Below are 22271 nucleotides of genomic sequence, written 5' to 3' on the forward strand. Positions count from 1 at the left end.
ATCGAGCATTATCCGAAGTTGCCTAAGGGATGGAGCATATACAGGCTTGGAGACGTTGTAAAATATGAACAGCCAACAGCATATATTGTACAATCAACTGCATATAGTGATGCTTATCCTATTCCTGTTCTAACGGCAGGGAAATTATTTATTATTGGGCATACGAAAGAGACGGAAGGAATCTATAACAGACTACCTTGTATTATCTTCGACGATTTTACAACTGACTCTCGATTGGTGGATTTCCCTTTTAAGGTTAAATCGTCTGCAATGAAAATATTACAAGTGCATTATGGCGTCGAAGTGGAATATGTATCATTGTTTATGAGCATAACAAGACTTGTCGGTGACACGCATAAACGATATTGGATTTCAGAATATTCAAAGTTGGAAATACCTATTCCTCCACAAGAAGAACAGAAGCGGATTATAGGGAAAGTGCGTCTACTCTTTGAGGTTTTAGATGTAATTGAGGAGAGTTTATAAGTTCTCCTCAATTACAGTAAGCAATGCATACGCAGCATTTATTGCATCAATAATTCTTTCTTGTTCTGCATAAGGCGGTATCGGCACAGGGATCGCCTTAAACAGTTTTTTGTTCAAGTGTGGAATAGCAGAGCCTACTTTATTCTCTCTCAAAGGCTTTCTATGCAAATTGATGATGTCTAAGACAAACTTTTCATTCATATTTTCATTGATATTTAGCTGCTTGAAAGTACTACCTTGATAGCCCTCAGTTGAAGTTTGGAACACTTCTCCCGAGTTCTCTCCATCAACTAATATCATATATGTGTTAGCTGGAACATATCTGCCAGCTTTTATAACTTTCCCATCAGAAAACCCTCTTAAAAACTTTGCGTCTAAGCTGGTCAGCAACCTATCTTCTTGCCTTTCTCCATCAAACAAACCACACACTTCCTGCATAGAAGTAATGCTCCATCCCTTAGGCAACTTCGGATAATGCTCGTTATCACAAGTAATTTCAGCCTTGGGATTGATGCGCTTGAGCAGTTCCGATGCTGGCTCGTCATTAGTGTCTTGTGGCACGAGCTTGCCGTGAATGGCAAGGTCAAGTATCTTGCTCTTTGTCTGCTTGATGGCTATTTGTAAGTCCGACTTTCCTTGCTCAACCGTATCAATTAAAGTAAACCATCGTTCAATTTCAGCTACAATGCGTTGTTGTTCTGCAAAAGGGGGGAGGGGAATGTAGAAATTCTTTAGAATATCGAAAGGTGGAATATTCTTGATGGCAGTCCCCTTACTCTCTTTTGCTGCTTCACTTTTAAGCATGAAATCAAAGTAGAGTAAATAAAAATCAGAAATGGACTTATCAAAAAGTCTAATGAGCATAAGAGCTTGGTTAATAATACCCTCCCTCAGATTTAGTGGTAATACATAGGTTTCTCCTATTGTCCCTGCACAACTGACAATTATGTCTTCTGATTGAACAGTAAAACACTTGAGTTCTTCATACTTGTCTTTGTCAATAAAATAGTGCCCTAACGTAGCATCTTTGCTTATGGCATTTTTTTGTTCATAAACTTTATAAGCATCTGGTGAGTCCGGTACGAACATGGATTTCGTGAGACTGCTACCAAATGGCCCCTTCTTATAAAAAGCCAAGTCGTCTAATTTGCACCACTCCCACCCCTCGGGTACTTCAAACGGCACGTCCTGCGGATAATGGGGCGTATCGGTAGTTTTAGCAGACTTTCGACTACGTTTTATTTTCCCTTCTGAGATTAAGCGTTCTTTTTCTGTACGGATGCGCTCAAGCAAAACAGATGCAGGCTCATCGTTTGGGTCTTGAGGTACAAGTTTGCCATGAATAGCAAGGTCTAATATCTTTTGTCTTAACTTCTTTGTGTCCATTATCTACCAAATTAATCATTTGTATTGTTTTGCTCTTCCAGAAAAAGGTTGCAATATTCATTGAGTTGTTCTTGCATACGCTCTTGCGGAATAAGAATACGTTTGTATTCTGTTATCAAAGTTGGGCTCATACTGCGACTCATAGCGTATTCTACCACCATTTTATCAACATCAGAACATAATAGAATACCAATAGAAGGGTTTTCGTTGCTTCGCTTTACATCACGATCAAGGGCTTCGAGATAAAATTCCAACTGCCCGAGATCACGAGGATGAAACTTTGTCTTTTTCAGTTCTACCGCAACAAGTGCTTGTAACCCACGATGGAAGAACAATAAGTCGGCTTTGAAAGTTGATGCACCCACATTGAGGTTATACTCTTGTTCCATAAAGATAAAATCTTTACCCAACTCAAGAATAAATTGCTTCATGTGTTCTATCAATCCTTTCTTGAGCTTTGCTTCACTATGTTTTTGAGGTAACCCAAGGAAATCAACAAACAAAGTGTCCTTAAATACAACAGGAGCATTAGGATAATTCTGTAATAAGCCTTTCGACATATTCTTTTTATCGCCTAACAATGTTGTGTAGGTCTGGTTGGTAATGCTACGCTGAAGCTCTCTTTTTACCAAATGTTCTTTATGAGCATACAAAATATAGAATAGTCGTTCTTCGCTGCTTTTACAACGACATAATATCTCTATATGGTTTGTTAATGTGGTCAGTGTAAGCAACTTTGGGAATTGTCCAATTCTTGGCTGGATAACTTGCATAGGAAGAGTGTCAATTCCTGGATAATCTTGTATCAAAGGCTTATCATTAGTTTGTGCAATTTTTGGCTGCACAAATTCTTTAGATAGGTATTGTGATGCTATAGATAAGAAGTTTTCGGAAGAATACTCTTCGTAGAACTGCACCATATTATATACACTTCTTCTGCTATATCCTTTCAACTTTGGTTGTTTGGTACGGATATATTCAGAAAGTTGAGTAACAACTTTGCTACCCCATTCTTCTGTTTTTAACTTATTGGAAACATAACCACCCACATTCCAAGCCATAAGCAGTGTTTCTTCATTCACTGCCCTTGAAGCACGACCCTGATGCTGCAAAATGATGTTGATTACCTCATCAAACTGCTGCTCTTGACTCAATATCACATTACTATCCATTCCGTTTACTCTTTAATTCCATCCATTAACTTCTGCAATTCAGCTACTGCCTTACTGATGTTACTGGCTTGAGTTGTGATATTTGTCATTAACTCATCTAATGTAAATTGTTCTTCCTCTCCACCTGCCTTAATCCATGTGATATCAAGACTTGTTTTGTCGCGAGCTATAATGTCCTCTATCGCATATTTGCGCCATCTACCATCACGAGCTGTATCTTTATTATAGGTTTCGACACGAGGATTAGCAGTATAGCAGGCTACAAAATCATCAAGATGATGACGCTGCAACTTATTAGTTGCCAATGTATGCTTTACATCCGTGCGATAATCATAGAACCAAATATCCTTTGTTGGTTGCCCCTTTACAAAAAACAACACATTGGCTTTAACGCCTTGCGCATAGAAAATACCAGTGGGCAAACGCAAGATGGTGTGCAGGTTGAAGTCGCTCAATAGCTTCTTACGGATAGTTTCGCCTGCACCGCCCTCAAACAGAACATTATCAGGAAGTACTACGGCTGCCCGCCCACCAGCTTTCAGCATCAGCATTATGTGTTGCAAGAAATTAAGCTGGTTATTTTTAGTTTCTACATAAAAATCGGGACGATTGATATCCACTGAGCCTGCAGGACGAGTTCCAAATGGAGGATTGGCAAGAATTACATGTACCAAGGTGTCAGGCTCTTTCTCCAAACTATCTTCGCACGCAATAGGACTACGGTCGGTACCAATGCCATGTAAATACAGGTTCATTGAAGCCAAGGTAACAACTAACGGAGTGTTGTCGACACCATGCAATGCCTTGTTATTCAAGAAGTCACGTTTGTCCTTATCTTGTGATTGTTGTTTCATACAATCGTATGCGGCCAGCAGGAATCCGCCTGTACCACAAGCTGGGTCACACACCGTTTCGCCAATCTTAGGTTGCACACAATCAACGATTGCTTGAATAAGAGGACGAGGAGTGAAATATTGTCCTGCACCACTCTTTTTATCTTGACCGTTCTTTTCCAAGATACCCTCGTAAATAGCACCTTTCACGTCGCCATCCATTACGAGCCACTGCTCTTCGTCTATCATTGAAATAACCTTCTTAAGATAAACAGGTTTATCAATCTTGTTCTGTGCCTTTGTGAAAATAGTACCGATAAGATTGTCTTGCTCACTGAGTATTTTCAGCGTCTTCTCGTATTGCTCTATCAAGTCTAAGCCATCAAGCTCTATCAGATTACTCCAGCGATAGCCTTCAGGGATAGAAGATGTTTCCTCAAACAATTCCTCATTCTCCGCATCCATTTTGAGAAAGAGGAGATAGGTAAGTTGAGTAACATAGTCGGTGTATCCAATACCCTGTCCTGATAGCGTGGTCGCTAAATTCCAAACCTTTTTGGTAAGTGCTTGCTCTGTTGATATATTTGTTGCCATTTGTTAAGCTATTTTTCTGTAAATGATAAATTGTGATAATGAAGACAAAGCTTCATTTGCTATATTTTTTCCACCAAAGGCACGGATAAGTTGTGCCGCCTGTGTCTTGTCATTGTCTTTAATCTCTGTAATTGTACAATAACCATTCGATGCAATGTAGCTAAATACTTGTTGCATCACTCCAATCTGCTCTTCTGTAAGAGGTCGTTGATTTTGTCCACACCACAGATTAAAACGTTGGTTGGCAGATGGATACAAGCTTTCGAGCCTTCCTATCTGGTGAAAAGCATAACGCACTAACTGGATAATGTTTGTAAGAGCTTCTTTTTCCTCTTTTGTAGAACTATGTTTTACCATTGGGGGATTGATTATGGCATAAGAGTTCCAAAGTAATGAAGTATTAAACTTACTATTTGCAAATTTCAATTTATTCTCCAAATCTTTTAGTATCGCATAAGTAAGAGGCTCGCCTTGATTATTGTAGATGATGCGCAATGCTTCTATTTCATCCTTATGCTCCTCACAATAGGCTTCAAAAGCCGAAGTGGTCGCCTGCGCTTCTTCCTGTGAAAAGCCTTTTGAAATAAGCATATCTTCTCCGGGCATCAAGGTCTCAATAAAACCTGCATTAAGTATCAATAAAAACTCACGTGCATCTGGCTCATTCGCAATGTTGTGCACCAAAGCCTTGCGGATTGTATTTGACTCATTCACATTGACGTATTCTGGTAAGGATCCTTGCTCAAGCGCATCAAAGATATTGGATGCAATATCCATCATACTTATATGTGCAAGACTGATAAACTTCTCACGGTCCTTTTCTTCACATTTATGACTGATACGAGATAAGCGACTTGCTAATAAACGCAGATAATCATCACTTACGTTACCATGCGTTATTTTCTCCAAAAGTTCTTTCAAGGAGATTAGTTTGGTGGTTGCACTGTCTGAGGGAGAAGTAATAGACTTTTCATGCTCTGTAACACCTACGGCATCTACTAAAAAGAAACAATCCTTACTGTAAGCATTGGGCGTTACATTTCGTAGTTGCTCGTCTCCTATGGTACGCACACCTCGTCCTTTCATCTGAATATATAACGGTTCTGATGCCACATCACGCATAAACATTACCACTTCAAGGGGTTTAATGTCTGTACCTGTTGCCACCAATGTGCAAGTTACGGCGATGCGGAAATCCTTATCGTTGCGGAACTGTCGTATCAGCTCATTGCTATCACCTGCCGAATAAGTGATTTTTTGTACGAAACAATTATCATTGTGTCCAAACACTTCTTTTGCTATTTGCACGATATTAGTTGCATGATTTTCATTGAGTGCAAAGATAAGTGTCTTGGGCAGATAGTCCATATTAGGTTCTCGCTGCGGGTCGGTAAACAACTCGGTATATACGGCATCACGGTAGGTCTCCAATATCAACTTAATCTGTGCAGGATTGATGATGCTGCGGTTAAGTTCCTCACGAGTATAATTTTTTGTTTCTTGGTTGTTAATAGTCTGAACTTGCCCCGTATAGCATGTTTCTCTCTTTACTTTATCACCTTCGAGAATAGCACCGCCGTTCTCTGTTGCCTGCGTTTTGATACGATAAACACGACAATCAACATTTACGCCATCAACGATAGACTTCTCCAACGTATAGTTTACGATGATATTGCCATTGAAGAAAGCCTTCGTCTCAGGAATAGGTGTTGCTGTTAATCCTATCAACTTTGCTTTTGAGAAATAATTGAGGACTTTCTGCCAATTACCATAAATAGAACGGTGGCACTCATCAATAATTATCATATCAAAGAAATCTGAAAGAAGATTAGGATTCTCTGGGAGCATTATTTCCTTATCTTCAATTTCTTCATCGTCCTCATCATTATCGGTAATTTCGTCACCCTTTAACAATGAGAAAAGTCGTTGTATAGTGGATATTACCACATTGCTATCTGTTAGTACACTTGAAGACTTCAAGCGATTAACCGTAAAAATAGTATTGAATGGATCGCCATTCTCTGTCAAACGGAATGTACCAAATTCAGTTTCAGCCTGCTTACCCAAATTATTCCTATCCACCAAAAACAAGATGCGCTTCGTTGGCGTGAAAGCTAACATGCGATAGGCTGCCAAACAAGCAGTATAAGTCTTCCCGGCACCCGTTGCTAAAACCATCAAAGCACGATTTTCACCATTACGAAACGATTGTTCTAATTGAGTGATTGCCTCATATTGGCACGCACGCAATCCTTTGGGGCTCAATGTGGGCAAGCCAACATAATCATCTTCCAAGCTTAATAACTTTTTAACCTCTTTGGGAGTATGGATTTTCTTACAATACTCAAATTCAGAATTACTCTTTCGAGTATCATAAAACATCAAGTCTCTACTATTAGCAACATAGGCAAGGGGTAAAGGTATATTAGGAAACCATGCTTGGCACCACTTAGGACAACTACGTGTATATAAGCGAGCTTGTTCTTGCACAATATCAGAATTTATATCTGTTTCAATGCGCTTAGCTTCCAATACCCCAACTGCTTTTCCATTGAGAAACAATAAATAATCAGCTTCCCTATTGCCAACCATCAATCCTTCCTTGATAGCCACAGCCGTCATATTTGGAGCATACTTATCTCTATCAACGACTTTCCAGCCTGCTTCTTCAAACATTCTGTCTATGATAACTCGCGCTTTTTCTTCTGGTTTCATATCTTCTATGATTCTTATAAGTGCATATTATCGGAAGTTAAAGAAATGATTTTCTCAAATAAATCAATCATCTAAATAACATATTTCAAGATAAAGGCAAGACTTCTTCGTCTCCAATCCGAATTAAATCACCAAGCACTATATACATTATTATTACACATTGATTAGCTTCTTGTTCCGTCACTTTATTATGTATACCCTTGTTAGAGAGCTCATTTACTTTCTCTATTCTTTTCACCAAATCTTCAACACTTTGGTTTAGCAATTCTGTATGAGTATGCTTACCTGCTTTTTCAAATAACACAAATGATATTCTATTTAGGTATTTGTCCTCTGTTAAAACTCTCCGTTTGCCATCGGAACAGGTAACAGGGTCTGCTTGGGGAGGGCAAATCGCATTTGCATAAAGCATCAATACTTTTCTTATATCAAGTAATGCCTCCTCATAATCAATAGGCGTCCCCTTTATCATATGAGAATCTATCGCTTTAATATAATCATTAAAATTAGTGTCTATGTTTTCCAACTTATTTACGACCCATTCTTTATTATTTTCAAAGTATCTTGATAAGGTATTACCCTGCATTAATTGCATTTCCGTTTCTATGAGATAGTCTATTACTCTGTCTCTAATCCTTTTTACTATATTCTGAAATTGCTCATACTGAAGATTAAGGAACATTCGATTCGCAGCATTATTCTGCTCCGTATAATATACATCCAAAGTATGCATACCTTTGGTATTAACCAAGGATTTTCTGTGGTTTTCGATTGTCTGGATCCTATCTTCTATATCATAAATACTATATGGGAAGACTTGGTCGCTTTTCTTTATATCCCCTGTTGGATTTAGTTCGTTAATACTCCTTTCTTCTAACCATTTCATTAAATACTTTTTCCCATATAATTCATAGTCTTCTTTAACGAACTTAGCCTTCATTGTGTCATCAATTCTTCGAAATGTCCCTTGTGGATTACCCTGCAATTCTTGTAATATCCACCATAGATTTATAAAATCTTTGCGGTGGGTAGCTATGCGTTGAGCTTGTTTAAGCAAATTGTTAGTTAGATAATTCTGCGTATTCGCATTTGATAATGCACATTGAACCAGTTCTAATAAATATCCTTCAGTCATAAGATTCCCTTATATTATTCTGTCCACAACAAATCATCAACCCTCACGCCCAATATCTTTGCCAACTGAATGAACATTTCAACATTTGGCTGGGCAACATTCGTTACCCACTTCGATATAACAGCAGGGTCTTTATCCAAAATCTTTGCCAGTTGTTTATTGGTCATTCCTTTCTCGGCGAGAACCACCTTTAAACGGTTTATTTTCTTGCGCTCCATACTTATGTAACTTGATTACGCCATAAAATTACTCATTATTTCTCAGAATATATCTCTTTTGAGTAAAAAGATGGTTGTTTCTAATCAAAAAAATGTTTTTCAATTCATTTTTCATCTTAAATTTTCAATTCTGGCAAACTATTGATTGCTTCCGACTTTAATTTATCCACGGCACGAGTATATTTCTCCGTGTGCTTCAATCCGCTATGCCCCAATAGGCTGGCAACGGTCTTGATGTTGGCTCCGTTGTTGAGGATGTTCACGGCAAAGCTATGGCGAGCGCAATGCCAACTGATGTGTTTGTTGATTCCTGCACGTTTTACCCATCGTTTCACAGATTTACAGCAGCTCTCATACGAGGGAAGATTGAATATAGAAGAATCCAAATCGTCTGGAGCTTCGCCTATCAATGATAGCAATCCATCGTTCAGAGGAATAACTACACCACTATGCGCCGAATGTCCTTTTGTCTTATTCTGCTCAAACTTCAATAGGCGATTGGTGTAATCTATATTTTTATAAGTCAAGTCTTTCACATCGCAGAAGCGCAGACCACAATACAGACAAAGGATAAAGGCTCGCCTGACATTGGGATTTTCATTATCATAATGGCATTGAATCAGTGATTGAATCTCATCCATTGACAACACATCTTTGCGTAAAATCTGCTCATCCACCTTGCACACTACTCCCTTACAAGGGTCTTTCAACATCACTTCGTGATCGATGGCATAACGAACAACTTTCTTGAAACGCTGATAGATACTCTTTGCTCCTTCGCCGACACTTCTCGATTGTAGGTATTCAACAAATTGTTCCATCATATCCTTGGTTATTAAGTCGGGCTTAATGCTAAACTCATAAACTGGATATTGCTCTTTCAGAAAATCCTTAAAACGATTCAAGGCTATCTTTATCATTCGTAGGTCTTTCTTCGTATAACTGTCTATGTACGCCTGATAATAGTCTAAGAAGTTGACATTTCTGTCTTTCTTCAGGCGATAACCAAGCATACTCTCCTTAAACTGTTGTTCACGCTCCGCACGGATTTTGGTAGCCAGTTCAAGCGTTTCCTTGTTTTGTTGTCGCTCCACAGGGGTGCGAGGCTTGGCTATCAAGTATAATTGCAAGTTCTCTTTTCTTCTGTTATGCTTGATGTGTACTTTGGGTTTGCCTGCCATCTTTCCTGTTTCATACAAAACTGTATTGCCGTTTTCGTCCAACACAGGTTTTTCTTCTCTACCGAGATAATATTCCAGATAAAGACTTATCCGACCATCAGAAAGCGTATTTTGCTCCAATTTCGGGTTCTCCTTTGCTTTATTTTCTAATTTTGCCATAGTTGATAGTTATGTACCTAAATGTGTATCAAACCGAGTAAAATCATTAACTTGTTTATTTTCAGATGTTTTCTTATTTTGCAAAGATACTAAAAAGTTCCGAACATCAAAGTGTACAAAAAGTGTACTATCTAACAAAAAATAGGCAAAAAAGGGCAAAATAACTAAATATAAGAAAATTTCAAATAGCTGATTATCAATATAATATATTCTTTTGGTTTCTCTTGTTTTCACGACATTGTACCGAGTCTGGGTACAAAGTAAAAGGCTAAGTTTTGAATTATCAAATACTTAGCCTTTTCTTATTTTAAGAATCAACTATTGATTATTGAATTCCTTGAACTATTTTTATCTTTAAAAACTATCAAAAAGTAATTAATATGGATGTAAAAAAGCAAAAGTGGGGTTTCCTTAGAGAAACTAAGAGCATGGCAGAGAAGGCTGGAATAGACAAAGATACGGGTCTTCATAGAACTGGAATGGAAGACTATCTCAAAGTAATCTTTCCAGAAATTCCTACTAAAGAATGGATTCATGATAAGACAATTGAGGGCAGTAATCGCAGAAGTAGACCAGACTACAGATGTGAAAGTCTTAAACTTATTATTGAGTTTGATGGTGTTCAGCATTATCAGAAGCCAGATCGAATAAGGAGAGATTATGAAAACCAAAGATTTTATGAAGAACTTGGTTATAAAGTTGTAAGGATTCCTTATTTTATCCAATTAAGTAATAATGTAGTTAAGTCTATGTTTGGTAGAGATATTGATGAACCTCTGTTTGACGAGTCAATTCCTTCATTAGGTATCAAAGGTAGAAACACACCCGCCTATTGTTGTACTGAAGGTATAAAAAGAATGGCAAGAGAATTTAATTGTTATCCTGAACAATACCGTTCAAATCTAAAAGCGTTGCAAAATGAAAATGATGATTTCCTAACAGGAGTATCAATGCTTGAGAAAGAATATCTTAAAATTTAAAATAAAGCGATTTAAATGCGCCACAAATGATTGAGATGGTATGATTTCGGTTATTGCAGGGGTGGTAATATTATCGCCCTTGTAGAGCTAGCTACAATTCCTCTGATGTATCTTATATCATTCGTTAGATTGAGTGTAATACACTAAGCTACGTTCCTTCCAGTTTGCCTGCAGCCAAGCCAATCACACTGCAGAATTCCTTTGAGCATCTTCAAGTACTTTCTCTCATTCAAAAAGACAATTTGTGCAAATAAAATTCTTATTCAAACGGAGAAAGATAAAGTAGATTTAGCTAAAGAGGAGTTGAGAAACTTTAAACAAGAGATAGAGCATTGGTATCCTGGAAATATGTGCTAATGTGGATTTTGCCGATAGATGTTCTAAATATTATCGCATAAAAAATGAGATTATTAGACAGTTGCATTTACAGTTGCATTTCTTTAAGGTTTTCTTTCTTAATATGCGAACTTTGGGTATTATTATAGACTAAAACATACATATATTTCTTTACCATGAAGAGAATAAAGTTTGTATTATTGTTTAAACATTATTATATTAGTACATAGGATGGCTAACTGTTTTTGTATAAACATAAGTTCAGGAGTAGTAGATGGGGTATCTGCTGTTACCTTATTATCATCATTGAGATATACAGATATCCCTGCATGATTCTTATGTTTTTTAGATGGTTTAGGTTCTAAACAAATAGTTTGTTTTATCTTGTTATTTAACTCTCTAATATCTCCTGCTTTTAATAAAGCGTACCCATAGCGAGTATCATTAGGATTCCGTGCACGCATGCATCTGCTTTGTTCCTCCAAATCATACCCCTCATTATCTCTCAATACTGAGATATAGTCCTCAGCTTTCCCAGACGGCATATACTCCCAACGAAATGCGGTAGGAGCCACCTTACCATTCTCAATATAGGAAGGAGAATATATTATTCTTGCAACATTTTCATCGTCCTCTATTGGTACGCATTTAGGTCTGTGGTTTCGCTTAGTCATTTGTACTTAGCTTAGAGATAAAATTATATAATTCGTTTGGTGTAAATTTAAAGTTACCTTTTTCAGAAAGTTTATCAATAGTTCCTTTGAAGTAGATAACTTCATCCTTAGACAAAGTTATTCCTGCTATATTCTTATTTTTGGTATAGTCTAAATATAAATTACCATTAGCTTGTGGAAACACTGAAATATTTTCAATATCACTATCTGTACAAATATTTAGAACCTTTTTAAACTCAGTAATAACCTCAGAATTAATGCTTTGACTCTTGAAACCATCCCAACCTTCCTGCAAACAAGCCAAATCATCTACTCTTTGCCACATGGCTTGAACTTTCTCGCGCCCTGCTGCACCTAACTTAGAATTTCTTTGAACCTCTATTAGGGGTACTGAAAAATTATGGGCTTCTGTACAAGTAGCATTTGAAAATAAAAAGAAAATAAAAAGAAAAGTTCCTACATCAAAGATTGGCTCTAAAAATGTAAAAAGATTAATCTCGTTTTGTGGAATTATATCTTTACTATCATCTGCAAAAAACGCATCCATTTCCATATTACATTTCTTTTTTTCTCATTAATTTAATAACATTCTCAGACATAGACCATCTCCACACATCAAATACTCTTTGATTTAGTTTGCTTACTTTATCCTTAAAAGGATGAGATGCATCAGTCTTTGTGGATGTTATAATTGTATACTCTATAGTATCAACACCATCTTTACAAGAAAAATGAACTTTTGTTATTATTAAAAAATCATCTATAGATTGAGTATGGGTTTCATTTTCATTGATAATAGAATTAAAATCTTTTGAGAACAATACTTGTTTCATCCAACTTTCACCCTTACTACTCTCATGTTTAATGTTATATTTATTAGTTTTAATAATAGAAGTAGTCGTTATTATATTCTTTAGTTTATTTTGTACTTGACAAATGAGGTCTATAGTATCGCTTTGATCTTCAAAAGATTGATAATCTACTTTTGGAATAGATAGGAAAATACTATTTTTTCCAACAAACAAAAACGAAGAGCCTTTTTCAAAAGTCAATCCCACATCGTTGATATCTTTAACTCTCCAACCGCCATTTTTTAAAATAATAATAACTTTCTTATGTGAAGTACTTAAAATTTCTTTTTCAAATGAGCAGAGTATTGTCACACTATAGAGAAACGTTTTGTTAAAAATTTCTCTTTCTTGATGTGTAATGTTCATTGAATTCTTCATAAAGTCATATATAAATATGGTACAAAGGTAATAAAAAAAAAGAGAACTATGGTAATTTTTAGTTTTATTTATGATCCTCTATAATTCTATGTAAACTGTATCAAAGGTTGCCTGCATATAAGTAGAGAATAAGCTACAGATATCATTATTGCTTTTAATATCTTTGTATTTTACCATTATATAATGCGACTGAAAATATTATAGCTTGAATTATATATTGCATCCTATTTTTTTTATACTTAGACATACAGGATGAAAGTGAAAGATTATATTTATAACCTTCATTATAATAATTAAACCACATTGAAACATCATTATGTACGAATTTTAAAAAAGAATACGTTTTATCCCGTACTCCCCCGTCTGGAAATGGAACAATTTGAGAAAGTGACTTTATTCTTGATATTATTTTTTAGGTCTAAAGAGCTGATAGTATCTTTGTTTTTCCGTTAGTTTATTACTAGTACAGGTGCAATTTTATTACACCTTTAATTAAATATATATCCAAGATGAAGCCTTATGTAGAGATGGCTATAAAATTAGACAGCCACCGCATGAAAGGTTATGAGGAGTTTATAAAAAAATAAAGAATAAAAGGATAGCATTATTCAGATAAAAAACTATAACGTTACAAGATAAATAGGCTAAAATGAATAGAAAGCATATTGCAAGAGAAGAAACTGAGCAGTTTAGTAAAGAGTTATATAAAGAGATTATAGCTTATGATTGGACTGAAGAGGAGGCTAATGGTATAGCTGGAAACATAGAGCGCCTGATAAATGATATTCTTCCTTATCAGACACCACAGTCGTATGCAGAGTTTTTAAATATGTAATCGCTAAGATTATAAATGCAATCTTCTCTTTTAAATACTTGTGTTAGTAACCAAGATTTGTGCAGAGCAGAACAGGAATTTAAGGAAAGTATGCTCGGTTACCGCTTGAAGAAAGATAGAAACATCAACTTCTTGGATTACTACCAGGCTTACATAGATACTAACTCTAAGAAAGACCTACAAATGATGAAGATTGCCTTGAATCGATTTAAGGATTTTTTGAAGAGCAATATCTCGTTTATGAGTTCAGTATCAAGCCCAAACTAATAACCAAAGATACGATGGATCACTTTGTTGAATATATATAATTAGTACTGGTGTATTTTCAAACTCCATACCTAACTCATGAAGTATAGTATATATCGCATCCGATTTGTCGTGTCTCCCATTTGCATTTAAAACTACAATAAGGTGCTGTAATTTCTCTTGGAGCTTATAATATTCATCTGATAGCATCGTATTTTAATTTGATGTAAAGGTAATAATATTTGTTTTCTCAAGTTATTTATTTTCAAGTTTCTGCTAACTCTTTGCAAATTTCAATTTGAATCATCATTGTTATCAATCGCTTTCAGTTTCTTCTCAGGTATAAGCCAGGTATAAACTTACAACAATATGTACTCTTTTGTGGCGTGAAAACTACTCTAAAGACACCCATCGATTTCTTATAAAATTGCTTATTTCCATTCTTTCACCCACCCTTTCGCCCTCCATCTTTCTTCCCTTCCTCCCCTCAAATCATAAAAAGATGGAGTTTTTTGCATTGCTTTCCCCAAAAAAGCAGTATATTTGTAGGAAGAAAACGAAGCTGACCCAACAAAGAGATTTCGCATTTTGACTGTACCAATCTACATGAAACGAGGAACCCCTTACATTGTATCAGTATTCATAAAAAGTAGTATAATCAATTGAAACGCATACGAATTATGAAACAACGATCATTTATTTTATTCGTCTTAGCCGTGTTTTGCATCGGTTTGATGTCGTCTTGTGATAGTGAAAACAACGGCGATGTTCGAGTGTTGACCAAAGAAGAGAAAGCAAGAGCTTTGAGTCTTACCGTTGGAGAATATACAACAGGCATGACCTTTGTGCTTAATCAGCTTTCTAAACCAGGCTCGAAGTATAACAAAGTAGACACCGTTCGCAACATAAAGTGCAGAGTGGCTAACGACACAACGCTCACCATCGCTTCTATTCCCATGCGAGCTTTGACCGACTTTATAAAAGACAGCAATTTGAAAGCAGCCTTAAATCAAGTAGAAGCACAACCACTTGTTTGTAAAATCAACTTCTACGACGATGCTCCTATTTGTTTTCTTATAACAAAAATACAGCCTCAAACCTTCAAAGTGACATACGGAGGCAAGCAACACACAGTGGTTCAAAACTATGATGTGGCAGCTCCTTGGTCGTGGGGATATTATGATTACAAGTTTTCTAAGGATCTTTTTGCGATCGTTACTACTGGAAAGCTGACCGTAGATGGCGTAGAAGTGCCCCTACAAGCTACCACTATTGCGGTGAATACAACGCCCGATAATATCTATAGTGTAGACCTTTTACGAGCAAAATATAAGCAATAGCACATCAACGAGATGTTTTAATGTGATAAAAGAAGGGAGAATAGCCACAGAGCTGCTCTCCCTTTTTCGTGTTCTCTCCCACCCTTTCCCCTCCCTTTTGCCCCTTCTCTCCCACTCATCATAACATATTTAAAAGCAGTGAGATAGACATTCCTTCCAAGAAGATATTTGCGGATGCAGAAAAAGCGGTGATATTGCGCCCCAATTGCAATGTAATTGGTAGATAAAAGCAGTGCTATTATGAGCAAAAAGCATAGCAATTAGATACATAAAGGCAGAAAGCCGTTAAATAAAGCATTTTAAATGCGCTACAATCGATTAATATAGTTCGATGTGAGCATTGTGTTGCGAAAGCAAATAGAAGCAGTTAGAGGCAAAGAAAACGGCAATGAGGCGACAAAAAGCAACGAGCGAGACACCCATAACATAGTGTCCCGCTCGTTTTGTATCGTTAAATATAATCTATTTCACCGATAATTATTCCCAACCAGGGTTTTGTGTTAGTTGCTTGTTAAGCACCAATTCTTGTTTAGGAATAGGATATAAGAAACGACGATCGTTGGTTTTCCATTGTCTTCCTGCATCATCAAGCTTCTTAGCAGCCTTGTATTGGTATAGATATGTTGCGCCATTGTATTCTATTGTTGGGCGACCTGTTTGGCTATCGAATGTGCCTGCAGGGAATCCGCTGATAGATTGTGGTGTAATCTTAATACCAAACATTGTTTTTGGATTAGACATTAGCTTCATTGCGTTCCAACGTTTGAGGTCATCAAGGCGGAATCCTTCAGCAATAAGCTCAATTCGGCGTTCACGTCTAATCTCATAAAGAAGATTAGAGAGTGTATAACCATAATCAATAGGCTTCGCATCGGTAACAGGAGATGTGGTTAAGTGAGGCATTCCCACACGGTCACGCAACTTGTTGATGGTCTTATCAAGCACAGCTTGTGTGCAAGTGTTCAATTCTGCATTCGCTTCGGCATTGATTAACAACACTTCTGCATAACGATAAACGAACCAGTCGAATGTAGAGTTACGTGCTTCTTGTTGCACAGTGTTTGCATGATGGAACTTAACGCAGTCGTAACCCGTTACAGCTTTGCTCGATCCTACTCTATTTGCAGGCTCGTTAGCAATGCGTTCGCCGTTGCGTACATAGTATGGTTTGTGACTATTGTCTACAATTTGATACAAACGGGGGTCACGATTGGTTATTTCTTGTTCTAAATCGTCGTCGCCTGCATAGCCAGAACCACTGTTGTAGATAGGTGTTCCGTCTTTCATTAAGAACGATTCGATAAAGTCTTTAGATAAACCCATACCGCCATTTTGTGCTTGTCTACCTAATTCGTGAGTCAAAACACCTGTTTCATAGAAACGAGCAAGAATACATTCTTTGTTGGTTGAAAGGTCTTCTTGGGTGAATTGGTTTGAATAGTAGAGTGGATAATTAGCGTAAGGAAGTTGGTCGCAACCTGTATCTGTACCCTTCACGATGTCGAATTTGCCACTGTCCATCAATGTATCGGTTTGTGCCACCGCTTCTTTTAATAGCGCATTAGCCGCTAAGTCGCCTGTACCTGTTTGGTTGTGGTATTTCTTATAAGTACCAAAGTGAAGATAGATGCGTGCCAATTGGGTACGTGCAGCTTCTTTGTTGAGGCGTCCAGACTCTGATAATGACTTCTCAGGAAGCCATCTTATAGCAAATTTAAAGTCCTCGATAACATGCTTAAGCACTTCGTCTTGAGGGTCACGGCCTTTATATAGTTGCTCTTTATCATCGGTTTGAAGGTCTGAATCATAGTAAGGCACGTCGCCAAACATCTTCAATTTGTTGAAATAATGCAAGCCACGGAAGAAGCGAACCTCTGCAACATACTTGTTAATTTCATCTTGACTGCCTTGAACTTTATTGTAACGTTTCATAAAGTAGTTGCAATTTCTGATGTCGTCCCAATACCATCCGTTTCCTGCAGATGCCTCTGTGGGTACAGTCATCTCATCAAATAGATAAGAACTATAGTTAGTTGTAACGAAGTTATCACTCACATTGTCGAGCGAAGCCGATGGACTGCTCAATGCTCCGTATAGTCCGTTGGCATAAAGTTTTAAGTCTTTGGTTGTGTTCCAGTATGTTTGATCTGTGAAAGAGTCAAGCGGAGACAAGTCTGTATAATCACACGCAGCTGCCATTCCTGCAAGTAATGATAGTGCGATATAATTTTTAAATTTCATAATAAAATTGTTTTTAGAAGGTGACACATTAGAATGTTAGATTCAAACCTACAGCAATTTTCTTGTTAATTGGGTAGGTCATGTTGCTTAAAGTCTCAGGATCAAACGCCTTTATGAGCGAAGTGAAGGTGAATAGGTTTTCACCTGTGATGTAAACTCTAAGACGTGAAACACCAATCTTGCTAACAATAGATTTAGGAAGGGTGTATCCTAAGGTTACATTCTTAAGTCTACAGTAGCTTGCATTTTGCAAATAGCGTGTACTAACAGTACGGTTACCTCTGTTTGCCCATCCTAATTTAGGGAAGTATGCACCTGTGTTCTCTGTAGTCCAATAGTCGAGAGATGTTGTAAGCGGTGTTTGCCACTCGTCAGTGAAGCCCCAAAACGCTGCAGTACCAGAGCCTGGGAACCAATCACGCTTACCAATTCCTTGCCAGAACATTTCGAAGTCGAATCCTTTATACTCGAGTCCAGCTGTAATACCATAAGCAAAGCGAGGTGTTGAGTTACCAATTATCTTTCTATCACCAGGGTTTGCCAATGTGTTGTCGCCTATATCGATCTTGTTATCGTTGTTTAAGTTCTCGAAACGAACGTCACCTGCTCCCCATTTACCACCATATAGGTAAGATTGGTTAACGTGATCTGTAGCCTCTTGGTCGCTTTGGAAGAGTCCATTAGATACAAATCCCCAGATTTCATTCATCTTACGTCCTTCGTAATATTGGCTAATTAGGCCTGTAGGGTTATTGAACTTGGTGATAGTTGATTGATAATCAGATAGCACACCCTTAACATGATAAGACAAACCGCATGCTAAACGGTCGTTCCATTCCAATGAAACTTCCCAACCAACAGTCTTTAAGTTAGCTGCATTTTGGCGTGGAACGCCTGCTCCTAACACTGAAGGAAGCACCTCACCATTGACAAGCATGTCTTTAGTATTACGACGATACCAGTCGAAAGAGAAGTTAAGACGATTGCGAAGGAATGTTGCATCGATACCTAAGTCAATCTGATTCACTGTTTCCCATGTGAAAGAAGAGCTCACAAGACCTGGTGCTGTGATGGCAACAGGGCGTGTTCCGCCAAGGATTGCGCCATATTTGCTATTAATTCCATAGGTAGCAAGATATGGGAAGTTACCATCTACCACCTGATTACCCAAAGATCCGTACGAAGCACGTAGCTTTAAGTTGTCACACCAGTCCTTCATGCTTTCAAAGAACTTTTCTTCTGATGCACGCCAAGCCACAGAAACAGATGGGAAGAACTGATAACGATATCCTTTTTTGAATTTAGATGAACCGTCGTAGCGGCCGTTTAATTCAACAAGGTAACGTCCTTTATAGTCGTAGTTGATACGAGCAAAGGCGCCATTAACCGACCATTGACCCATATTTCCATCGATATTCATATCTCCTGTTGCCTGATTGACAGCTGGATTGTTAGAATCTATCAAGTCTTTTCTACCTCCAAAGTAGTAATCGGTGCGTTTTTTCTCTTGGTTATAACCCAACATAAACTTAAAGTTATGCGCTTTTTGGTCTAAAGAGAGAGCATATTCTGCAAACGCATTGAATGAAGAATAGTAGTCGTTATTGCTCACTTTGGTTACACTACTTGGGTTAGTCCAAGGATAATAGTTTTCAGTTCCTGGTACAGCAGTGTAGTCGTAGAAGTTACGAACGTGCTGAGTTGAAGCCCAACCATAGTAGTTCCATGTGTAGTCGGCATTGATAACAAGACCTTTAAGCGGAGTAAGTTTCACGCCAGCAGTCATCCAAAGGTCGTTTTGACGAGAGCTTGCGTTACCGCCTTGAGCCTGAATTGCAACAGGGTTAGTGAAGTTTCCTTGTCCAGCATAATGGCCATCGGGGTGCTTAACAGGCATTAATGGACTCAAGTCTGATTTCATCATACCGCTATAAGCAGAGATACCAGAGTATGCAGTCGAGTTCATTGCAGTTGTTCCACCTGTTGGATGCATTTCAGTTGTATAGGTATGAGCGATCTTAGCCGACACTTCCATCCATGGAGTTAATTCAGATGTGATGTTAATGTTAGCGTTATACTTGTTGTATTTCTCGTTTGTTGCCTTTAAAATACCGCCTTGATTGTTTGCGCCGAGCGAAACATAGTAGCGAGTTTTTGACTTCCGCCGCTAATACTTGCGTTATAAATTTGCGAGAACGATGTTTTATAAAGCTCTTTCCACCAGTCTGTGTTACCATTATAGCCATATTTGAATGTACTATAGCTCTTATCGAAGAAAACAGGCTGATCATAAGTGCCGTTCATGTATTTTTCTGTATACGAATAAACCAATGGATTGAAGTAATGTCCACTACCACCGCTGTTTTGATAAGCGATGTCTATCATCTTAAGATAGTCTAATGAGTTGACATTATGCATTTCAACAGCGGGCTTTTGCCAGTATCCTGAAGCCGAGAACTGCACTGTTGGGCGAGAATTTAGCTTACCTTTCTTAGTGGTAATGAGGATAACTCCATACGCAGCACGTGCTCCATAGATAGCAGCAGAAGCCGCATCTTTAAGCACAGAGATAGATTCTATATCGTCGGGGTTCACTAAGTTGGCGTCCATTTGTACGTTATCCACCAACACAAGCGGTCCTCCTCCGTTGAGAGACGTTGTACCACGAACGTTAAACGATGCTCCTGCGCCAGGAGCTCCACCCTTACCCATCGATACATTGAGGTTAGGTACAACACCTTGGAGGCCTTGTCCGAGGTTACTAATAGGTCTATTCTCGAGCACACTACCGCTAACTGAAGCCACAGCACCAGTTAAGTTGGCTTTCTTTTGTGTGCCATAACCCACAACAACCACCTCATTTAGGTCGTTAACGTCGCTTTGTAGGGTGATGCGCATGCCGTTTTGAGCTTTAGCACTGTGCGATTTAAAGCCCGTGTACGAGAAAGTGAGCTGCGTTCCGGGTGCAACATTAATAGAGAAGTTACCATCTAAGTCGGTAACAGTTCCTGCAGAACTACCCGTTGCACGTACAGTTACACCAATAAGAGGCTCTCCTGTGTTACTAAGAACCGAGCCTTTGATTTGCTCTGCAGGCCGTGTTTGTTGAGTGATAGTGTTAGATGCTCCTACCGAAACAGCGGGAAGGAGTAGCATTCCACACACTAAGGTGGTGCTTCGCAATAGATGATTGAAGCTCATCTGTTGCGTCTTGTAGGTTAATCTTTTCATATTTATGTTTATCAAAAAAGGTTTATTGTCTCTTCAATACAGAGGTTTAAAGCGTGTTTAGTGATTTAAGTCAACTGTAAATGCAAATATATGGAAAGATTTTTGTAAATCATCTCTGCGCAGCTTTCATTCTTAGTTAAATAGTTTAAAGTATTGAGAATAAAAGAGAAAGACTATTTTTGCTACCTTATTATATAAGAAAAAGACACCAGCCACTCTCCCATTTTGATACTTTTAGTGCAAAAAAAGTAGACAACATGTAGGCAAAATAAAAGCTCTTACAAGCACCTTGCACACCTGTTGCATTGCCTGTAAGAGCTAAAAGAATTTGTTGTTGTTCTAATATCAATGTAATTGCACGCTAAAGTCAATGCCATTGCAGTGTAATAGCGATGCTATTGTGAACCAAAAGCTATGCTTATTTCAACGAAAGAATCAACTCAACGAATTGAGGATCTCTGTGAGAAGCAAACAAAGTGTGCTTAGTATCCAACTTTTCGATGGTCTTCATGTCCTCATCGGTAAGTAAGAAGTTAAAGATATCCATGTTTTGTTCCATGCGATCTTTGTGAGTTGATTTAGGAATAACAACCACGCCACGTTGCAATAGATAGCGAAGAGCCACCTGAGCCACCGTTTTATTGTGTTTGTTTCCTATCTCGATTAAAGTCTCATTGTTGAAAAAATCGTTCTTTCCCTCTGCAAATGGACCCCAAGACATGATCTGACAATTGTATTTTTCCATGTATTTTTGCTCCTCAAGCTGTTGATTAAACACATGAGTTTCTACCTGGTTCACGGCAGGTTTGATATCTACATGGTGATGAAGGTCGATCAATCGGTCGGGATAAAAGTTGCTTACGCCAATTGCACGCACCTTTCCTTCACGATAAGCACGCTCCATTGCACGATAAGTTCCATAATAGTCGCCGTATGGTTGGTGCACAAGAAGCAGGTCGATATAATCACTTTTTAGCTTTTTAAGGCTCTCTAAGATCGACGCATAGGCCTTTTCTTCGCCTGCATTAGCTGGCCATACCTTTGTAACGATGAATAGTTCTGAGCGAGGAACACCGCATTTGGCAATGGCATTGCCCACACCTTCTTCGTTTTTATAGATTTGTGCGGTGTCAATTAGTCTATATCCCACGCTAATTGCATCTAAAACGCAACGCTCTGCCTCTGCTGGTTCTACCTGAAAAACACCATATCCAAGCTGAGGCATCTTCACTCCGTTATTCAATTCTACGTAATTCATATTATCCTTTCTGTTTAAATTG

16 protein-coding genes and 2 pseudogenes are annotated in these 22271 nt (G+C 38.0%); 5 read left to right on the forward strand and 13 right to left on the reverse strand.

Annotated elements, in window-relative coordinates; all coding sequences use genetic code 11:
• Nucleotides 1-18 precede the first annotated feature (18 nt).
• A complete protein-coding gene (locus tag A3GM_RS11015; RefSeq protein WP_018362328.1) occupies nucleotides 19-486 on the forward strand; it encodes a restriction endonuclease subunit S in 468 nt (155 codons plus the stop codon).
• Here A3GM_RS11015 and A3GM_RS11020 read toward each other — a convergent pair.
• The 7 genes from A3GM_RS11020 to A3GM_RS0105185 form a co-directional block, all read right to left on the reverse strand.
• Nucleotides 481-1872, reverse strand: coding sequence for a restriction endonuclease subunit S (locus tag A3GM_RS11020; RefSeq protein WP_018362329.1), 1392 nt, complete (start codon nucleotides 1870-1872; stop codon nucleotides 481-483). The two genes, A3GM_RS11015 and A3GM_RS11020, sit on opposite strands and share 6 nt — an antisense overlap.
• Before the next feature lie 11 nt (nucleotides 1873-1883).
• Nucleotides 1884-3044, reverse strand: a complete 1161-nt coding sequence (locus A3GM_RS0105160) for a PDDEXK nuclease domain-containing protein (RefSeq protein ID WP_018362330.1) — start codon at nucleotides 3042-3044, stop codon at nucleotides 1884-1886.
• Nucleotides 3045-3049: 5 nt separating this feature from the next.
• On the reverse strand, nucleotides 3050-4471 hold the full coding sequence (locus tag A3GM_RS0105165) for a type I restriction-modification system subunit M (protein WP_018362331.1): 1422 nt from the start codon (nucleotides 4469-4471) through the stop codon (nucleotides 3050-3052).
• Between the two features lie 3 nt (nucleotides 4472-4474).
• A complete protein-coding gene (locus A3GM_RS0105170; RefSeq protein WP_018362332.1) occupies nucleotides 4475-7186 on the reverse strand; it encodes a DEAD/DEAH box helicase family protein in 2712 nt (903 codons plus the stop codon).
• A gap of 85 nt (nucleotides 7187-7271) precedes the next feature.
• Nucleotides 7272-8321, reverse strand: coding sequence for a FlaG family protein (locus A3GM_RS0105175; protein ID WP_018362333.1), 1050 nt, complete (start codon nucleotides 8319-8321; stop codon nucleotides 7272-7274).
• Nucleotides 8322-8335: 14 nt separating this feature from the next.
• Nucleotides 8336-8539, reverse strand: a complete 204-nt coding sequence (locus A3GM_RS0105180) for a helix-turn-helix transcriptional regulator (RefSeq protein WP_018362334.1) — start codon at nucleotides 8537-8539, stop codon at nucleotides 8336-8338.
• A 116-nt stretch (nucleotides 8540-8655) separates the two neighbouring features.
• Complete coding sequence (locus tag A3GM_RS0105185; RefSeq protein ID WP_018362335.1) at nucleotides 8656-9879, reverse strand: site-specific integrase; 1224 nt, start codon at nucleotides 9877-9879, stop codon at nucleotides 8656-8658.
• A gap of 380 nt (nucleotides 9880-10259) precedes the next feature.
• On the opposite strand from A3GM_RS0105185, the gene A3GM_RS0105190 reads away from it, so the two are divergent.
• Entirely contained in the window at nucleotides 10260-10859 is a 600-nt protein-coding gene (locus A3GM_RS0105190) for a DUF559 domain-containing protein (protein WP_018362336.1), read from the forward strand.
• A 533-nt stretch (nucleotides 10860-11392) separates the two neighbouring features.
• Here the strand turns inward: A3GM_RS0105190 and A3GM_RS0105195 are convergent.
• Genes A3GM_RS0105195 through A3GM_RS0105205 form a run of 3 tightly spaced genes read right to left on the reverse strand, consistent with a single transcriptional unit; the run spans nucleotide 11393 to nucleotide 13098 of the window.
• A complete protein-coding gene (locus tag A3GM_RS0105195; RefSeq protein WP_018362337.1) occupies nucleotides 11393-11869 on the reverse strand; it encodes a hypothetical protein in 477 nt (158 codons plus the stop codon).
• Nucleotides 11862-12422: a hypothetical protein gene (locus A3GM_RS0105200; RefSeq protein ID WP_018362338.1), complete on the reverse strand. Its 561-nt coding sequence runs from the start codon at nucleotides 12420-12422 to the stop codon at nucleotides 11862-11864. The genes A3GM_RS0105195 and A3GM_RS0105200 overlap by 8 nt, the downstream gene beginning before the upstream one ends.
• A 1-nt stretch (nucleotide 12423) precedes the next feature.
• A complete protein-coding gene (locus A3GM_RS0105205; protein WP_155807549.1) occupies nucleotides 12424-13098 on the reverse strand; it encodes a hypothetical protein in 675 nt (224 codons plus the stop codon).
• Between the two features lie 649 nt (nucleotides 13099-13747).
• Between A3GM_RS0105205 and A3GM_RS0105210 the strand changes: the two genes are divergently transcribed.
• From A3GM_RS0105210 to A3GM_RS0105225, 3 genes and pseudogenes are all read left to right on the forward strand, one after another.
• A complete protein-coding gene (locus tag A3GM_RS0105210; protein ID WP_018362340.1) occupies nucleotides 13748-13933 on the forward strand; it encodes a hypothetical protein in 186 nt (61 codons plus the stop codon).
• Nucleotides 13934-14002: 69 nt separating this feature from the next.
• A pseudogene (locus A3GM_RS11755) lies at nucleotides 14003-14238 on the forward strand (site-specific integrase); the annotation flags it as partial.
• A 621-nt stretch (nucleotides 14239-14859) separates the two neighbouring features.
• Nucleotides 14860-15519 carry a DUF4840 domain-containing protein gene (locus tag A3GM_RS0105225; protein ID WP_018362342.1) on the forward strand — a complete coding sequence of 220 codons (660 nt, stop codon included), beginning with the start codon at nucleotides 14860-14862 and terminating at the stop codon, nucleotides 15517-15519.
• Nucleotides 15520-15996: 477 nt separating this feature from the next.
• Here the strand turns inward: A3GM_RS0105225 and A3GM_RS0105230 are convergent, their stop codons facing one another.
• The 3 genes and pseudogenes from A3GM_RS0105230 to A3GM_RS0105240 form a co-directional block, all read right to left on the reverse strand.
• Nucleotides 15997-17760: a RagB/SusD family nutrient uptake outer membrane protein gene (locus A3GM_RS0105230; RefSeq protein ID WP_018362343.1), complete on the reverse strand. Its 1764-nt coding sequence runs from the start codon at nucleotides 17758-17760 to the stop codon at nucleotides 15997-15999.
• 28 nt (nucleotides 17761-17788) lie between these two features.
• Nucleotides 17789-20961: pseudogene (locus A3GM_RS11025) on the reverse strand (SusC/RagA family TonB-linked outer membrane protein).
• Between the two features lie 448 nt (nucleotides 20962-21409).
• Nucleotides 21410-22249 carry an aldo/keto reductase gene (locus A3GM_RS0105240; RefSeq protein WP_018362344.1) on the reverse strand — a complete coding sequence of 280 codons (840 nt, stop codon included), beginning with the start codon at nucleotides 22247-22249 and terminating at the stop codon, nucleotides 21410-21412.
• Nucleotides 22250-22271 lie beyond the last annotated feature (22 nt).

It is taken from the genome of Hoylesella nanceiensis DSM 19126 = JCM 15639 (assembly GCF_000379965.1).
Lineage (GTDB): Bacteria > Bacteroidota > Bacteroidia > Bacteroidales > Bacteroidaceae > Prevotella > Prevotella nanceiensis.

Excerpts from the sequence above, each read along its gene's own strand:
- A3GM_RS0105185 (WP_018362335.1), bottom strand. The coding sequence starts at position 9,879 with ATGGCAAAATTAGAAAATAAAGCAAAGGAGAACCCGAAATTGGAGCAA.
- A3GM_RS0105170 (WP_018362332.1), bottom strand. The coding sequence starts at position 7,186 with ATGAAACCAGAAGAAAAAGCGCGAGTTATCATAGACAGAATGTTTGAA.
- A3GM_RS0105240 (WP_018362344.1), bottom strand. The coding sequence starts at position 22,249 with ATGAATTACGTAGAATTGAATAACGGAGTGAAGATGCCTCAGCTTGGA.
- A3GM_RS0105225 (WP_018362342.1), top strand. The coding sequence starts at position 14,860 with ATGAAACAACGATCATTTATTTTATTCGTCTTAGCCGTGTTTTGCATC.
- A3GM_RS11020 (WP_018362329.1), bottom strand. The coding sequence starts at position 1,872 with ATGGACACAAAGAAGTTAAGACAAAAGATATTAGACCTTGCTATTCAT.
- A3GM_RS0105210 (WP_018362340.1), top strand. The coding sequence starts at position 13,748 with ATGAATAGAAAGCATATTGCAAGAGAAGAAACTGAGCAGTTTAGTAAA.
- A3GM_RS0105200 (WP_018362338.1), bottom strand. The coding sequence starts at position 12,422 with ATGGAAATGGATGCGTTTTTTGCAGATGATAGTAAAGATATAATTCCA.
- A3GM_RS0105190 (WP_018362336.1), top strand. The coding sequence starts at position 10,260 with ATGGATGTAAAAAAGCAAAAGTGGGGTTTCCTTAGAGAAACTAAGAGC.
- A3GM_RS0105175 (WP_018362333.1), bottom strand. The coding sequence starts at position 8,321 with ATGACTGAAGGATATTTATTAGAACTGGTTCAATGTGCATTATCAAAT.
- A3GM_RS0105230 (WP_018362343.1), bottom strand. The coding sequence starts at position 17,760 with ATGAAATTTAAAAATTATATCGCACTATCATTACTTGCAGGAATGGCA.
- A3GM_RS0105165 (WP_018362331.1), bottom strand. The coding sequence starts at position 4,471 with ATGGCAACAAATATATCAACAGAGCAAGCACTTACCAAAAAGGTTTGG.
- A3GM_RS0105205 (WP_155807549.1), bottom strand. The coding sequence starts at position 13,098 with ATGAAGAATTCAATGAACATTACACATCAAGAAAGAGAAATTTTTAAC.
- A3GM_RS0105180 (WP_018362334.1), bottom strand. The coding sequence starts at position 8,539 with ATGGAGCGCAAGAAAATAAACCGTTTAAAGGTGGTTCTCGCCGAGAAA.
- A3GM_RS0105195 (WP_018362337.1), bottom strand. The coding sequence starts at position 11,869 with ATGACTAAGCGAAACCACAGACCTAAATGCGTACCAATAGAGGACGAT.
- A3GM_RS0105160 (WP_018362330.1), bottom strand. The coding sequence starts at position 3,044 with ATGGATAGTAATGTGATATTGAGTCAAGAGCAGCAGTTTGATGAGGTA.